Below are 16,856 nucleotides of genomic sequence, written 5' to 3'. Positions count from 1 at the left end.
GGTTACGTCAATTTATCCAACTGCCCATTAGCCTTAATTAATTTCTGATACCAAAAATAACTCTTTTTCTTGATACGTTTCATATCTTTTAAATCAAATTCGCCTCGATTAACATAGATAAAACCATAACGCTTACCATAACCTTGATGAGTACTTACCACATCAATAACAGACCATGGGCAGTAACCAATAAGTTCAACACCATCGGTGATAGCCAATTGCATTTGGGTTATATGTTGGCTAATAAAGTTGATGCGATAATCATCGTTAACAGTATTATCTGCATTAAGTTTATCTGGAGCTCCAATGCCATTTTCAGTAATTAGAATTGGTAAATTGTAACGTTCATAAACTTTTCTTAAGGTTAATCTTAACCCAATAGGATCAATTACCCATCCATAAGCCGTTTTGTCGACAAAAGGATTTTCCGCTGCTCGATAAACGCCCTGTTCACCCAGCATGATTTGTTGATCGCCAGCTCTGGCTGATATATCGGAATCATTTCCTTTACTGGCGGCAATTGTTGCTGTTGAATAATAATTTATGGCAATAAAATCAGGTTGAGCATTTTTTAATACAACGAGATCCTCTGCCAAAATTGTTGGGCAAAGTCCTCTATCCTGTAAATAACTTAAAAATAACGCATTATAACGCCCCAAAATAGCGGTATCGAGGAAACTCCAACATCGAATAGTTTCCCAATTATGAGCTGCTATAGCATCTTCAGGTCGGCAAGTTTCAGCATACATTGAAGTAATATTTAATGCTGGCCCAATTTTAGCATTGGGACAAAGAGTGTGGCATAGCTGCATAGCTTTAGCCTGAGCGATAAACATATGGTGATTTTGTTGATAAAGTGTTTTCTTATCTGGTAATTTACCATTTTCAGGAACACCAATTGCACCAGGATGAAGAATCATGGTGTTTTGTTCATTAATTGTTAACCAATATTTAACTTTTTTACCAAAATTTTGGAATAGAACTTCAGTATATCGGACAAAAGCATCAATGGTTGATCGTTCACTCCATCCACCTTGTTTGTCCAATTTATAGGGTAAATCAAAATGATATAGAGTTACTATTGGTTCAATATCATAACGTTTAAGTTCATCAATTAAGTTATGATAAAAATCTAATCCTTGTTGATTAACGTCACCAATACCATCAGGAATAATACGCGTCCAAGCAATAGAAAAACGATAGGCTTTTAAGCCTAATTCAGCAAAAAGCCGCACATCTTCTTTATAATGATGATAGTGATCACTTGCTACTTTAAAATCGGCTACATCTTCAGGATGGCAATACATATCGACAATTGACGGAGATTTTCCATCTTCATCCCATGCCCCTTCAAACTGATAAGCCGATGTTGATCCTCCCCATAAAAAATTTTGAGGAAACGGTTTTAATGTTTTATAGAGCATGATTATCACCTTGATTTGCTTTTTTAACTAATATCAGATCATCACCTATTGCCACCATATTTTTCTTAAAATTTTCAACAAAATACTGATCTGAATGTAAAATAATTATTGGGGTAGTTGTCATATAACCAGCTTGATTGATAGCAGCTAAATCAAATTCAATTAACTCATCACCAATATTAACCCGCTGACCTTGTTCAACTTTAGCTGTAAAAAATTGGCCACCTAACTTAACGGTATCTAGTCCTATATGGATCAAAATTTCAATACCCTGATCACTTTTTATACCGATCGCATGTTTTGATTCAAGTAAACTGACAACCTTACCACTAATTGGTGCAACAACTTTACCTTGATTAGGCTCAATGGCTATACCATCACCTATCAAATTTTTTGAAAAAACATCATCTTTTACTTCTGATAGTGGTATTACTTTTCCTGTTAAAGGACTGCTTAAGATAACATTACTCAAATCAGCAGCGACAGAGTTATTTGTTGAAGATAATGTTGATTCTGTATCAATAGTTTTAATCAAATCATCCTCATCAATTGGATCATCAAATCCCATAAACCATGTCAATACAAATGTTACGACTATCGCAATACAACATGTCACCAGAGCATGAACAATATTCATCGGGTTATCGCCTATAAAAGCAGGTAAACCAGCTAATCCTGGTGATACAAAAGCATAACGTAATAATCCAGATACCCCTGCATAAACGCCAGCAACTCCACCACCTATCATTGAAGCAATTAATGGGCGTTTTAACTTTAAGGTTACGCCATACAATGATGGTTCAGTAATACCTAATAATGCGGTGAAACCAGCAGAATACCCAAGTTGTTTTAGATTTTTATTTTTAGTTTTGATTGCTACACATAATGTAGCTGCACCTTGTGCTATATTTGAGGCTAGCATACCAGGGCCATTAATCATTTCAGAACCATTACGGCTTAATTGTCCTGTTGCAATTGGTGTCATTGCCCAAGCTGTACCGGTAATAATTAAAAATGGCTGTAATCCGCCCATTAACATTGGAATTAACCAACTAGCTTTACTATTTATATAACCCGCCCCTTGTGCAACTAAATCATTTAGTAAGATGCCAAATGGACCAATAATCACTAATGCTAATGGCCCAGCTATCAATAGAATAATCATTGGTTTGATAAAAAATTTTATCATTGATGGAGTCACTTTTTCAGCAAAGCGCTCAATATAAGACATTGCCCATACGGTAATAATGATAGGTAATACAGAACCTGCATAATCGGCTAATTTAACTGGGATACCAATAAAAGAAACATCTTGACCCAACGCCATTAATTTTCCTAAATTGGGGTGTAACATTGCACCTGCAATAGTCATAGCTAAAATAGGATTACACGAAAATTTACTTGCAGCACCATAGGCTAACAAAATAGGCATAAAGAAAAATGCCGCATCGGCCAACATATCCAACAAATAATAGGTATGGCTATCTGGCGATAACACCCCCATTAATTTACATATAGCTAATAACGCTTTAATCATCCCCGCACCAGTTAATGCAGGAATTACAGGCGTAAATGAAGTGGATATAATACCAATAATATATGAAAGTATTCCTTCTTTCTTTTTGCTTCTTACCTTGCCATGTTCTTGGTTAGATAAATTTTGACTAATAGCTTGATACACTTGTTGGACTTCGTTACCGATCACTACTTGGAACTGCCCTCCACTATCTACAATACTAATAACACCAGCCAATTTCATGATTGCATCACAATCAACGATATTTTTATCAAAAAGATCAAACCGTAAACGAGTTGCACAATGAGTCAAGGAATTAACATTACCTTTTCCCCCAACTAACCGCAAAATTTGTATTCCTAACTGTTGATAATCCATATATACACTCACTCTAAAAGATCCAAAAAAAAAGACCAAAACAAAAACTCACCTTCTAGATAAGTTTTTGTTTTGGTCCTGCCTGAATTAAATCAGTAACATGCCTTAATGGATCCGATAGTATATATAACTAATATTGATTTCAAATTAAAATTCAATAAATGTGATCTATATCTTATTTTATATAACTTAGATAATTATATTGCTATGCGTTAATTAAGCGCGAACTTTAATATTTTTACTAATTTTTAAGGTGCTTTCAATTTCAGTTTTGTGCAATCAATTGAACTCTTTATTTAATAAAATAACCCAAACAATCCACTGTGAATAATCACTAATTATCTTAAAATGACAATATTATAATTAAAATTAGAACAATCATCTTTTTACATAATTTTTCTTCTCTTATCAGATAACAAATTGTGATATTAATGGTTTTGTGTTAGTTTCTTTGTCTCAACTAACTACATTCATTATTGGCTTTGCCAAGGTCTAACTATGCCCAATTCATCTGCTAAAAAAGTCGCTTTTGCTGCTTTTATTGGTACTACCATTGAATGGTATGATTTTTATATCTATGCGTTAGCATCAGTCTTAATTTTTGGTCAGCTTTTCTTTCCTTCTGATAATCAATTTGTGCAAGTTTTAGGGGCGTTTGCCTCATTTGCAGTTGGTTTTTTATCTCGACCATTAGGTGCAATAATTTTTGGTCATATTGGCGATCGATTAGGGCGGAAAAAATCACTAATTATTACCTTGCTATTAATGGGCATTGCTACAACGTGTGTTGGTTTGTTACCCTCTTATCAACAAGCAGGAATCATCGCACCGATACTGTTAGTTGGATTACGTATTTTACAAGGTATTGCTGTCGGTGGTGAATGGGGTGGCGCAGTATTAATGGCTAATGAACATGCTCCCAAAGGCTTAAAAAACTTCTTCTCATCGTTTGCTCAGTGGGGTAGTCCGGCTGGTAATATCCTCGCATTATTGGTTTTTTCTTACATCATTAGCTTGCCTACCGATAAACTTATAGATAGCGGTTATTGGCGCATCCCATTTTTAGTCAGTTTTGTTTTATTAATTGTTGGAATTATTGCCAGAATTACCTTAACTGAGTCACCCGTATTTATCGAATCAGCTAAAAAGCAAGCTAGCCTGAAACAAAAAGAGTCTGTGCCAATTATTGAAGTGTTTAAACGGGCAACGCCAATACTGGTATTAGCCATATGCGCCAATGTACTATCATTTAGTGGTATTTTTTCTAATACGCTAATGATTGGTTATACCACAATGGCACTAGGTGTTGAGAAGAAGATCATCGTTGATGCACTATTTTGGATTGCAATGGTACACTTTATTGCGCAACCATTTATCTCTTATTTTTCAGAAAAGTTTTCAGCAACACGCTTTTTAATTATTTCAGCAATATTGGCTATGGCATCTGTATTTTTGTTATTCCCAATTATTCAAGCAGGAACAAAAACTAGCTTTATTATTGGTATTTCATTAAATGTGATCTGTTACAGTGGTTTCTATGGCGTGATAGCGGGTTATTTAAGCCGAATTTTTCCTACTAGAATTCGTTATACTGGACTATCCATGAGTTATCAAGGTTGCGCAGCTATTTTTGGTAGCCTCATTCCATTGATCGGGGGTTATATTATCTTTACCTACCAAACTTATTGGTTACCATTAGCACTATTTTATTGCGGATTAGCAATGCTATCCATTATCAGCATCTATCTTTTAAGCCATTATCACTATTATGATGAATAAAAAGGCAACTACTTATGAAAACCGTTTTATCAATTCAATCTAATGTTGTTTATGGCTATGCAGGCAACAAAGTTGCCACATTAGCCATGCAATTACAAGGCGTTGAAGTCATGCCGATCCACACAGTACAACTATCGAGTAATACGGTTTACCCCGATTATGATGGTATTGTATTAGGAGCTCAGCAAATTACACGGATCGTAAATAGTCTCGAAAAAATTGGCGTTTTAAAATCAATTGATGCCGTCATATCAGGTTACATTGGCCTTGCCGAACAAGGTGAAGAAATTATCGAAGCAGTAAAAAAGATAAAATATTATAACCCTAATGCCATTTATGTGTGCGATCCGGTTATGGGCGGAGATATTAATAAAGGCAGTTCGCTACCGCAAAATATTATTGATTTTTTCACTAAACAAGCGATTAAACATGCAGACTATATTACGCCGAATTTATTAGAATTACAGATATTATCGAATATCGAAATTAAAACCTTTAGCGATGTACAAACGGCAATTAAAAAACTGCAAAATCAACCTATCCAGGCAATTTTAGTTAAAAATTTAGTCCATGCCGGTAAAACCACAGAATTGTTTGAAATGATATTAGCCACACCATCGCAAAGTTATCACCTTGCCCGTCCATTATATGATTTTCCTTATCGTCCATTGGGCGTTGGCGATTTAATCTGTAGTTTGTTCACTGCTCATTTAATTAATGGCAAATCACAATTAAATGCATTTGAACTAGCCGCCAATGCAGCGAATCACGTATTAGCTGTTACCAAACAAAAAGAGGCTAGAGAACTAGCGATTATTGATTCACAAGATTGGCTAAAAAAACCTGATTTACAGTATCGAGCAACACCATTATTATAAAAACAGCATTTTAAAAATAATTTGATTTAGATTATTGGCATAATTAATTAAAAGCGCTAATAATAGATTAATATGCCATATAAACAGGATGTATGATATGAAAGGTTACCGAATAAATATTAGTTTGATTGTAATAGCGTGGTTGGCAACTATTGGAGTAGCTACTGCTTATGAACTTGATTGCCCAACCCGAATCAATATTAAATCCGATCATCCCGAACTTGAAGCAACTCCTGAGGGTTGGCAAGTTTCAATGAAAAAAAACCGTAGTTTACTACTCAGTGGTATTGGTGTTTATTCCGATGAGCCAGTTAAATTATTTCAATTAAAACCTGAAACTGGCATTATTGATGGCAAAAAACATGACCTTACTTGGCAAATCAATTCAGCCTATGATGAAAATGGAAACTACGTTAGTTGTAGCTATAATGGCGATGAAGTCCAATTAGTAAAAAAAATCGATCCATCGATGAAAAGTTGCTGGGCGGATTATTCAAATGATAAAAACCAAGCCATAAAAGCCAAACTTATCTGTAGTACCAGCAAATTGCAAACAGTGGAATAAATTTCACTGTTTAATATTAAGCGCTTTAACTTATTTAAATACAATTGTAGCAAAAAATAATACTAATTTTAGCTAAAAAAGAAAATTGGATAGAAATGGAAGGAATAGTAGTTGAATACTGCATCAAATAAACAGTTATACAATCATTTAGTTAACTATTTTAACGAATGGAAGAAACTAAAATATCATCCTAATGTAACAATAAAACCTACTATTAATAGCAATGAGTTTATTGCGTTTACCGAGCAATTTGAATCACATTATAAAACCTATTTAAATGAAGGTCATGCAATTAATATTTGGGATATTTGTTGTATTGGCTTTGATGAAGTAAAACACTGCAATGTTCTATCATGGTTATTAGATGATAAAGGATCACACGGTTTTGGTAATGAATTTTTCCACTACTTTATCGATTATTTATATAATCGCTCAAACTTTCAATTCACTATAACGAAAGACGACATCAATATTCCTTACTACACCTCTACTGAAGTACATTATGAAAGTGATGAAGATGAAAAAAGTAGTCGCGTTGATATTAAGATAGCAAATGAACGCTTTCTGATTTTTATAGAAGCAAAAGTGCAAGCATCCGAAACCAATAACCAATTAATTAGATATTATAGATTAGGCAAAAAAGAATCTGCGCAGAATAAAAATAAACCTTGGGAGTTAATCTTTCTAACCAAAGATGGTAGACAACCTAAGGATCAACAAGATGATGATTATAACTCAATGTTAAATAAAGTGATTTGTTTATCCTGGCAAGAAATTGCAGTGTTACTAAGGCGATTTTCAACCATCCAAAGCTCACGCCCATTTTTACAAAAAGTTCTCAATCAATACTATATTTATATAAAAAGAATGTTTCAATAAACGGAGGCAATAATGTCAGAAAATAATGGAGTTTATCAATTAATCATTGAAAATTTAAAAATGATTGAGCAGACAAACCATATATTAGAGGAAATCCAAAAAAACATATTTAACCATATAGATAGTTATATTTATTTGTGGACACAAGAAAAGCATTGGGTGTGCGGCGGTAACTTTTGGAGTACAAAATCTCAAATATTTTATCCAACACATTGGGATAAAGCTCTTTCCTATTTTTCGTTTGATTTAGATGATGATATAAAGAATGAAAGTATTAGTTGGTTATCTTATTTAAATGGTACTGAACATACAAAATTCGGACTTTGCTGGTATTTTTCTTGGGGCAATAAATATAAACAGCAAGAATGGCAAAGAGAACTTAAAAAATATTATGACAATAATCGAAGTTTATTTGAAAAAAATAATGTGAAACTTGTTTATAATTGTCGAAATTTATTTATACCCATAACGCAAGATATAAGCGAATTAATAGAAAATTATCCTAATGGTATAGATACTGTACTTGGAGATCCCGTTAATGAGGCATTAAATTGTTTAAATAATATTTTTCCAGTTATAGATCAAATATACAAAGAACTAATAAACTGATTTAATTCAAGTTATCCATATAATTAAAAACTCTAACGATATATTAATATACAAGGCTATATAATATGTATTAGTTTAGTGTGTAGATTAAATAGGAATAAAGTACAATTGGTATAATCGCTTCAGTGATGATTCTTATTTTTAAATAAAATCTTTTAGACTTTGCATTACCTTCAACCATATTATTTGTAAAAATAATTAAGGAGTCTATGCCATCATAAGGTCAACGATCATGTATCATTCTCTATTACCGATTAAGCAACATCTTGCCGCTGAGCGTTTTTTGCTAGCATTGCCGGATTTGGTGGCGACAACGCCTTTATGTCGACGTTTTAAACCAGCTTCATTATTCATAAATATTGCGCCAATGACATTAAGCAATCAACCACATAGCTTTATTGCAGATAAATTTAACCTTTCAGCGCGAGCAGCGCGGCGGTGGGATAATGTTATTCGTCAGTTGTTAGCACAATATGAACTAGATCTTTATCAAGCGATTCTTAACCTTGCTCAAGCAAAACCAACAGAAGTTTTTCAGCAAGCTAAGGCTTTTAAATCGTGGCTTACTGGGCTACTTAAGACGTCTGTCATGCCTTGCGATTATTGCCACTCTTTGAATACTATTCGCATTGGCCATCGGCTTAATTTCCGTTGTAAAACCTGTCGGCGAACCTTTAATCCACTGAAAAAATATCAACTTAATAAGTTATCTCACCATGAACGATGGTTGCCGTTTATTGATTTATTGCTGCAAGGTGAAACATATAAAACCATTCAGCAACAATTAGACATTAATACCAATACCGCAGCTAAATGGCAGCGCTATTTTTTTACATTGATGGAAGAACAAGGATTTACACTTTTAGTTAACTACTGCCGAACAAAGCGACGCCAGCGTTATCGTCAAACCTGGTTAGATATTAATGCGAATAGTCCACATATTAAAGCAAAATAATATTATTATATTTGTAAAAAATATTGAGGAGTCTATACCGTCTTATAATATCGTTGGTGGTTTATTAAGGCTCTTTAGAAGAGTATCGATTTATCTGCAATTTTAGTGGGATAGTTTAGATGTTAGTATTTTTTATGATACAAAAAGCCATTAGCTCAAAATTGTTAATTAATTATATCTAATGGAGATATAAATAAATTATTTCTTCTTATCAGAAAATTCATAGGATCATTTTTAATAATTCTATAGAACAGAATTATACATATTGTTAAAGACAAATTTATTGTATAATTATACAGTATTTTATATAAATATAACTTAATTTATTGAAAGGTTTGAAGATGGAATTTATAACAACAACAATACTATCTGGTGTTATTTACGATATATTTAAAAAAGGGATGTTAATAACAAAAGATGTATTAGCAAACAATTTAAAAAAATGGTTAATGGATGATACTACTTTAGAAAAATTAACAGTCAAGCTGCAAGAATTAAATTTAAATGATGAAATGAGCGAAAAAGCAATAGAAAGAGAGATAAATTCTTCAAATGGAATAAAAGAATTACTCAGCAAAATTTCAGCCCATAATGTTGATATCGATATTCAAATTCACTCTGGCACAGGAGACAATATCATTGGCAATAAGATTATCAATGGTAACAGATAATGGATAAAAATGAATTCAATCATTCAATTCAGATTCATAAAGGTACTGGTGATAATATTAGCGGGAATAAAAATATTTCTATTGAAAATTTAAATATTTATCAAGAAATTGCTCCTAAAAGTATCCAAAAAAATGTCACACAAATTCTCAATGATTTAAGGGATTATAAAATTGATGAAGCAAAAATAAAGCTTACCACTTTACAGTCACTTGGTTGCCTAGATGAGGAAAGTTCTGCAATAATTGAAACACTTTCTATACATGCGGATCTCATTGCAAAAGAAAATATAGATAATGCCTTATCAGTAATTAATAGATATCTGTCAAAATATAAAAACTTATTAATTAGAGATCTTTGTTTGTCAGCTTTCATTAAATTAAGTTGTCATCAAAATAATGATACAGCAGCAAAAGAACGTTATCTGAATGAAGAGGATCCTGGTGAATATGCTAAAAAATCCTATTACCACTTTTTAGCTGATGTAGATGAATTAATAGAAGTCTTTAATTCAAAAAAATTTTCTCTAACAGAAAATGAATTAGAAGGTATTATTGATGGAGCATTGTGCCATAATGAAGGCGAATTTGCATATCAAGTTGCGCAATTTTTAGATCACAATTTTAAATCTTATAATAGCGAATTTTTAATATTATACTCAAGAGCAGTAAAATTAAATCCGATTATAAGTAATACTCATTATTGGCTCTGTTCGGCAGAGGTACGAAGTGAACTAATGGATATTTGTAATCAATTAATACACTTGTTTGAGATATCCAAAAATAGAAATTATCGTATTTTTAATATTGCAACACCAATGATTCATTATTTAAGAGGTGATCACAAGGACTTACTTTCATTATGTAGCAAACATATAAATAAAGTTGAAAAAATAGATAATTTTGTAGCTCATTGTATTGATCAAAATATTGTGATTAAAAAGGTTGATATATCAGATATAGACTTCAAAAAAGTATTTGATGACAAAAGTTATAAAAATGAACAATTAGAAAAAGTATTAAGAAGAAATCAGATTTCGCCGAAAGAAGTTTTCCTGATAAGTCGATTTGCATCTTCACAACAAATAAGAAATTGGCTTGAAGAATATGGAGAGTTTTCTACCAAAGATATAACAGAGTCACATTTCAATTCTTTTTATTTAAAAACATTATCTGTGACAAATAATAAAGACTTGCAATACATTAATGAAATTCGATGTGATTTTAATTTATTAATAAATAAATATTCGGAAATAATAAAAGAATTCAACCCTGAATATATTTTAGAGATTGCTAAAGAATTATTTCATATAGGTTTAGCTTATGAATCAAGTCGTTTACTTAACTTGTTAATCCCAATTCAGGATAGTTTTTGGAATTCTCAATTAATCTATATTTATATAAATAGTTTATATGAAGGACAACAATATTCACAACTATCCCGGTTCCTAAATAAAGTTGAAAAAAAGACATGGAATAACGATATTTTTATCATTAAAGCAGCAATTACCTCATTTGAAGGAAATCTTGTTGAAGCAGTAAACATAATTAAAGAGGCATTAAGTTATAATAAATCATGTTTAAAATCTTGGGAATATTTAGTCCATTTAAACATAAGGTTAAGAACAGAAAAAATCGAAAACATATTGAACGATATCCCGCTAGAGCTATTTAATGAACCAAGTGAAGTAGGCAATAATTTATTAATATTGATGGCTAAAAATAACCTTTTCAATAAAGCTGAAAAAATTATTGTTTCATGGTTTCTCCAAGATCCCAATAAAGCAGCTTTTTATCTTAGTAATTTTCATCTTAGTTTAGGTATTAATGATAATGAACTTAGCTCAGAACCCGATAATAAACTATTAGTTTCAAACAAGATCAATAATTGTTTATGTGGAATAACTTATAAATTAGACAATGAAACCATCACTAGATTAATTGTAGAAAATCCAGCTTTAAATCACGAAATGATTCTAGATGCCTCATCGCCAATAGCAAAATTCTTAAACAAATTATCAATTGGAGAAAGTCGTAAATATTCTATGAATGTCATTGAAATCCTTGAAAGAATGACTCCGTATGAAACTGCAATAAGGATAGCCCATGAACTAAGAAATAAATTAAACGATGGAAGTGATTGTTTTTATTATTTTACTGTACCTGATGATCCAAATGAAATGATTGAATTTTTTAAAGAAAAATTAACGTTAGATAAGAATGACCAACAAACTGAAATCTTTAAAAATCCATTCTATCCAATGATCATTAAATCCTATTTTATGGGTAAAGTTCAAGATCCTTTTCAAGCTGCTTTAGAACAATTTACAGATAATAAATATGTAAAACACAATTTAATTAATGTTGGAGATGAGTTAGCAAAAGATATAGTTTTAGATATTTATACTATTTGTTATTTAACTTTAACTCAGTTATCAAAAAATATAGAACAAGCTGGACTAAATTTAAAAATAACAATTGAAACTAAATTATATTTAGAAAATTGGATTGCGAAAATTGAATCAGGAAAATATTTGACTGCAGGGGTTGATAAGAATGGAAAACTTACAAGAACAACTTCGGAAGATATAATAAAAAATTTTAGTGATATGCTCATAGAAATGAAACATATTATCAAGATAGCTGATATTGTTTATCCTAAACTTATTGATGTTAATCCTTTATTATTATTCTTTAAAAATTTTATGGATAAAGGGACATATTTAACAATACTGTCAGCCATTAGCCTTGATATCCACTTATTATGTATTGACCAAGCATTTATTGAAGCTCTACAAAGTTCTAATATAAAAATTTATAACCCAATAAATTTATTCGCTAAATTAGGAAATTTATTAGATTTTCAATCTAAAAAGTTAGGCCTTTATCTACATGTCTCAGAGTATATTCCTTATGTATCAACTTTAGATGATTTTTATTTATTAGCAGAATCACAAGATAATTTTGCGGATATCTGGCTTGTAAAAATGATAAATAAATATCCTCAAGCAATAAGTAATAATTTTAAAGGGTATGCAAAATTCCTTGCATTAATTTTATCCACCTTTATATCTAATGGTATAAGACAGGGCAAATTTGTATTAGGTAATTCTAAGCAAAATTTTAAAATTAATAGTCCATTTAGCTTTGGTGCTGATGATGTTTTTTATGCATGTTGTAATAATATATTAAAATATCCAAGCGATTTAAAAAGTGAAGAAAAAATAGCATTTTATTTATGGCTTCTTGTTAAAGCTCATAAAAACATTGAATCACTTTTTGAATGGTTATCAATAGCTGGAAGTTCTTTTATTTTGGGCCATTTTATGAGTTTTGATGAAATTAATAGGCTAATATCTAACTTTGATAATTTAGAAAAATAATTTAAAACATTATTAATTATTACCGAATAATCAAATTGCTATAATTTTAGTTTAATGATTAAGTCATTATACTTTTTCTTGCTTGTTCAAAGCTCTATAATTATTAAAATTTAATAACAATTTTAGTTAATACATCTTTTCTATTTAGTGTTCCAATAGCAAAATATATTTTAATAAAAAACTACCAACCCTTTACCTTTCCCCAAACTTTTGTAAAAAATATTGAAGAGTCTATACCGTCTTAATTTTTCTTAATAAGAAAATAGATGCTATAAAACACAATAATTCCATGTTGAGAATTTTTAGTTACTTTTTATAATCATATAGTTATGAAAAAGTCCATCCTCAAGATAAGGTTTGAATTAAACCGGCATTTTCTTGTGCTTGAATGACTGACGTAATCACTTATATCAATCATGATGATTAATAAAAAGAGCGCTCATTTTAATAACGGCGCTTTTTACATTCAATTTTACTAAAGCTTATTATTTATCATCACCAGCCAATAAATATAATGCTTCGTATGGTCTTAATTGGATTTCAGCGTCGAATGCTGTTGCTTGCTGATAATTACTCAATAATATTTGCCAATTAGTACCTTGTAAGGTTTTTGGTAACTGCCAGTTAACGGGTTGTTCAGTAAGATTGGTTATCACTAATAGTTGTTGGTTATTATAACGGCGCAAGTAACACCAATAATCAGCAATATTGGCGGTTAAATCTTGATAATCACCAAAAATAAAGATTGGATACTCTTTACGTAACTTAATTAATGTTTGATAGCAGTAAAAGATCGAATTCTGATCAGCCAATGCGGCTTTGACATTAATTTGTGAGTAATTATTTGCTACCTCAATCCATGGTTGCCCCGTTGTGAAACCAGCATTTAAGCTATCATCCCATTGCATAGGCGTACGACTGTTGTCACGTGATTTACTCGCTAATATGGCTAAGATTTCCGCTTTATCCATACCTTCGGCTATTTTTTCGTGGTAGATATTTAGGCTTTCAACATCACGATACTGATTAATATTATCAAAATGGGGATTGGTCATGCCGATCTCTTCGCCTTGATAAAGGTATGGCGTACCCTGTAATCCATATAGCAACATGGCAAGCATTTTGGCGGATTCTGTGTGATATTGGCTTTCATTGCCTAAGCGTGACACAATTCGCGGTTGATCGTGATTACACCAGAAAATAGCATTCCAAGCTTTATTATGCATCCCGGTTTGCCACTCACCGATGATATTTTTTAACTGGAGTAGATCCGGTTTGGCTAATGCCCATTTATAGCCATTTGGATAATCGACTTTTAAATGGTGGAAATTAAATGTCATAGTTAGCTCTTTTCCGTCTAACGAGGCATATTTTAAGCAGTTAGCTAACGAGGTCGAAGACATTTCCCCCACCGTTTTTAGATCATTGGGTTGAAAGGCATCTCGGCTCATTTCTTGTAAAAACTCGTGGATTTTAGGTCCATCCGTGTAAAAGCAGCGACCATCCCCGTTTTTATCATCGGCAAAATCTTGTTGTTTGGAGACTAAATTAATCACATCTAGCCTTAAGGCATACACGCCTTTGTCTGACCAAAACTGACACACTTTTTTAATTTCAAAGCGAACTTGCGGATTTTCCCAATTAAGGTCCGCCTGCTCTTTGGCAAATAAGTGTAAATAATACTGCCCTGACTGTTCATGCCATTGCCACGCTTTACCGCCGAATTTGGATCGCCAGTTATTGGGTTCACTGCCGTCGGTTTTAGCATCTTTCCAGATATAAAATGAGCGATAAGGGCTAGATTTATCTAAGGCTGATTTAAACCATGGATGCTCGGTTGAGGTATGGTTAAACACCATATCCATCATAATGCGGATCCCACGTTCATGCGCCTGTTTCACTAGTAACTCAAAATCAGCCATTGAACCATAAGCGGGGTCAATATCGTAATAATCGGAAACATCATAACCGTTATCAATTTGTGGTGATGGGTAAATCGGCGTTAACCAAATTGCACTAATACCAAGTTTTTTTAGGTAATCTAATCGGCTGATGATACCTAATAGATCACCAGTGGAACTGTCTTGACTTGCTTGAAAGCTTTTTGGGTAAATTTGGTAAATGGTGCCGTTTTGCCACCAAGGGATATCAATTTTATTCATCGCTTGCTCTTGATTTTTAATCAGTAAATTGTAATATTCACCCTTCTGTAAAGTTGGGTGAATCACCCTCGCTATTCTTTATTGGACATTGAGCGTGCCTTTTTTCTGTTTTATTTTGTAAACAATGGCGGTTAATACGATTGGCACCACAATCGCCACCAACATAGCCAAGGCATAAATCGCCCAGAAGACAGGTTTTATCGATAGGATACCGGGTAATCCACCGACGCCGATACCATTGGATAACACCCCATATAAGCCACAAATTAATCCGGCACAAGCAGCACCAATCATGGCGCAAAACATCGGGAATTTATAGCGTAAATTGATACCATACATCGCTGGCTCTGTCACACCGAGATAGCCAGATATTGCTGCAGGAATGGATACTTCACGTTCATTATGTTTTTTACTTATTAAGATGATACCAACCACCGCTGATGCTTGGGCGATATTGGATAAGGCGATAATTGGCCAAATAGGTGTGCCGCCCATACTTTCGGTCATCTGCATATCGATAGCTAATGTGGTGTGATGAATACCAGTAATAACCAAAGGTGCATAGAAGAAGCCAAAAATAGCAGAGCCAATAAAGGCATAATCACCGGTCATTAAATACTTAACCACATAAGCAATACCATCGCCAAGCATGCGCCCAATTGGTCCTAAAACGAAGTGAGCTAAGACGACTGATACCATTAAGGCAACAATTGGCACGATAACTAAATTTAAGTAATCAGGAATAATTTTACGAAGCCGTGTTTCAATCCATCCTAACGCTAAACCGGCAAAAATTGACGGGATAACTTGTGCTTGATAGCCAACTTTAGCAATGGTAAACCAACCAAAATCCCATACCTTGGGAATGGCCTTACCCAAATCATAAGCATTCATCAGTTGCGGTGAAACTAATGTAATGCCTAAAACAATACCTAAAACCGGTGATCCGCCCATTTTTTTCACTGTAGACCAGCAAATAGCTACTGGTAAGAAGTGAAAGATAGCTTCACACGGTAACCATAGGAAATCGTTAATTGGTATCAGCCAACTAAAAGTGTGTATTAGCGGTTTATTGTCAATGGTTGGCATTTCACCAATCACATTACGTAAGCCAAGTAGTAAACCACCCGCAATGAGTGCGGGTAATAATGGCACGAAGATTTCCGCTAAATTCGAGATTAACCGTTCAAACCAGGACATATTTTGTTTAGCTGCGGCTTTGGTTTGTTCTTTGGTTGCTTCATCAATATTTAACTGTTCAGTGAGTAATTTGTAATAACGGTCAACATCTGTGCCAATAATAACTTGGAATTGCCCGGCGTTATTAAAGCAACCTTTGACAAAAGGTAATTCTTCAATAGCGTCAACATTGGCTATTTTCGGATCAGCAAGCGCAAATCTTAATCTGGTTAAACAATGGGTGACACTGGCAATATTTTCTTTTCCGCCAACCAGCTCAATTAGTTGCATAATTGATGCGGTTGAAACTTTAGGTGCTTTCGCCATTGTTAAATCTCCTTATTTTCAATTTAAGCCAATATTTTAGTTTTTAGTTAAATCATTTCGATCCTAATTTGATAGAGATTAAGCATAAATGGAATTACTATTTAAATAAATGGGAACGTTCCCTTTTTGTGATAAACCTCACAAATTTCAGATA

Annotated in this window: 12 protein-coding genes; 8 read left to right on the top strand and 4 right to left on the bottom strand. The window is 32.8% G+C overall.

The window, feature by feature from the left end:
• Nucleotides 1-2 precede the first annotated feature (2 nt).
• On the bottom strand, nt 3-1,424 hold the full coding sequence (locus H3T83_RS08630; protein ID WP_198215554.1) for a glycoside hydrolase family 1 protein: 1,422 nt from the start codon (nt 1,422-1,424) through the stop codon (nt 3-5).
• The gene (locus H3T83_RS08625; protein ID WP_198215553.1) at nt 1,414-3,318 is read right to left on the bottom strand and encodes a beta-glucoside-specific PTS transporter subunit IIABC; all 1,905 of its coding nucleotides are present in this window, start codon (nt 3,316-3,318) and stop codon (nt 1,414-1,416) included. Before H3T83_RS08625 ends, H3T83_RS08630 begins: the two co-directional genes overlap by 11 nt.
• Before the next feature lie 498 nt (nt 3,319-3,816).
• On the opposite strand from H3T83_RS08625, the gene H3T83_RS08620 reads away from it, so the two are divergent.
• The 8 genes from H3T83_RS08620 to H3T83_RS08585 all read left to right on the top strand — a co-directional run bounded on the left by H3T83_RS08620 (nt 3,817) and on the right by H3T83_RS08585 (nt 13,034).
• The gene (locus tag H3T83_RS08620) at nt 3,817-5,097 is read left to right on the top strand and encodes an MFS transporter (protein WP_198215552.1); all 1,281 of its coding nucleotides are present in this window, start codon (nt 3,817-3,819) and stop codon (nt 5,095-5,097) included.
• A gap of 14 nt (nt 5,098-5,111) precedes the next feature.
• Nucleotides 5,112-5,975, top strand: a complete 864-nt coding sequence (gene pdxY / locus H3T83_RS08615) for a pyridoxal kinase PdxY (RefSeq protein ID WP_086356995.1) — start codon at nt 5,112-5,114, stop codon at nt 5,973-5,975.
• A gap of 97 nt (nt 5,976-6,072) precedes the next feature.
• The gene (locus tag H3T83_RS08610; RefSeq protein WP_198215551.1) at nt 6,073-6,540 is read left to right on the top strand and encodes an STY0301 family protein; all 468 of its coding nucleotides are present in this window, start codon (nt 6,073-6,075) and stop codon (nt 6,538-6,540) included.
• A 111-nt stretch (nt 6,541-6,651) separates the two neighbouring features.
• Nucleotides 6,652-7,419, top strand: a complete 768-nt coding sequence (locus tag H3T83_RS08605; protein WP_198215550.1) for a PD-(D/E)XK nuclease family protein — start codon at nt 6,652-6,654, stop codon at nt 7,417-7,419.
• Between the two features lie 12 nt (nt 7,420-7,431).
• Complete coding sequence (locus H3T83_RS08600; RefSeq protein WP_086356998.1) at nt 7,432-8,028, top strand: hypothetical protein; 597 nt, start codon at nt 7,432-7,434, stop codon at nt 8,026-8,028.
• A 232-nt stretch (nt 8,029-8,260) separates the two neighbouring features.
• A complete protein-coding gene (locus H3T83_RS08595; RefSeq protein ID WP_198215549.1) occupies nt 8,261-8,983 on the top strand; it encodes an IS1 family transposase in 723 nt (240 codons plus the stop codon).
• 341 nt (nt 8,984-9,324) lie between these two features.
• Nucleotides 9,325-9,654: a hypothetical protein gene (locus H3T83_RS08590; protein ID WP_144190112.1), complete on the top strand. Its 330-nt coding sequence runs from the start codon at nt 9,325-9,327 to the stop codon at nt 9,652-9,654.
• Nucleotides 9,654-13,034, top strand: a complete 3,381-nt coding sequence (locus H3T83_RS08585; protein ID WP_198215548.1) for a lipopolysaccharide assembly protein LapB — start codon at nt 9,654-9,656, stop codon at nt 13,032-13,034. The genes H3T83_RS08590 and H3T83_RS08585 overlap by 1 nt, the downstream gene beginning before the upstream one ends.
• A gap of 485 nt (nt 13,035-13,519) precedes the next feature.
• Here the strand turns inward: H3T83_RS08585 and treC are convergent, their stop codons facing one another.
• Nucleotides 13,520-15,196, bottom strand: coding sequence for an alpha,alpha-phosphotrehalase (gene treC / locus H3T83_RS08580; protein ID WP_198215547.1), 1,677 nt, complete (start codon nt 15,194-15,196; stop codon nt 13,520-13,522).
• A gap of 78 nt (nt 15,197-15,274) precedes the next feature.
• The gene (gene treB / locus H3T83_RS08575; protein WP_198215546.1) at nt 15,275-16,702 is read right to left on the bottom strand and encodes a PTS trehalose transporter subunit IIBC; all 1,428 of its coding nucleotides are present in this window, start codon (nt 16,700-16,702) and stop codon (nt 15,275-15,277) included.
• Between the last annotated feature and the right edge of the window lie 154 nt (nt 16,703-16,856).

The sequence above is a fragment of the Gilliamella sp. M0320 genome (assembly GCF_016101635.1).
In the GTDB taxonomy this organism is placed as follows: domain Bacteria; phylum Pseudomonadota; class Gammaproteobacteria; order Enterobacterales; family Orbaceae; genus Gilliamella; species Gilliamella apis.
Note: the sequence above shows the minus strand (reverse complement) of the source record. Positions and strands in the feature narration are given on the sequence as shown.

Coding starts and splice junctions, on each gene's coding strand:
- pdxY (WP_086356995.1), top strand. CDS start 5,112: ATGAAAACCGTTTTATCAATTCAATCTAATGTTGTTTATGGCTATGCA.
- H3T83_RS08620 (WP_198215552.1), top strand. CDS start 3,817: ATGCCCAATTCATCTGCTAAAAAAGTCGCTTTTGCTGCTTTTATTGGT.
- H3T83_RS08585 (WP_198215548.1), top strand. CDS start 9,654: ATGGATAAAAATGAATTCAATCATTCAATTCAGATTCATAAAGGTACT.
- H3T83_RS08595 (WP_198215549.1), top strand. CDS start 8,261: ATGTATCATTCTCTATTACCGATTAAGCAACATCTTGCCGCTGAGCGT.
- treB (WP_198215546.1), bottom strand. CDS start 16,702: ATGGCGAAAGCACCTAAAGTTTCAACCGCATCAATTATGCAACTAATT.
- H3T83_RS08590 (WP_144190112.1), top strand. CDS start 9,325: ATGGAATTTATAACAACAACAATACTATCTGGTGTTATTTACGATATA.
- H3T83_RS08610 (WP_198215551.1), top strand. CDS start 6,073: ATGAAAGGTTACCGAATAAATATTAGTTTGATTGTAATAGCGTGGTTG.
- H3T83_RS08625 (WP_198215553.1), bottom strand. CDS start 3,318: ATGGATTATCAACAGTTAGGAATACAAATTTTGCGGTTAGTTGGGGGA.
- H3T83_RS08600 (WP_086356998.1), top strand. CDS start 7,432: ATGTCAGAAAATAATGGAGTTTATCAATTAATCATTGAAAATTTAAAA.
- treC (WP_198215547.1), bottom strand. CDS start 15,196: ATGAATAAAATTGATATCCCTTGGTGGCAAAACGGCACCATTTACCAA.
- H3T83_RS08630 (WP_198215554.1), bottom strand. CDS start 1,424: ATGCTCTATAAAACATTAAAACCGTTTCCTCAAAATTTTTTATGGGGA.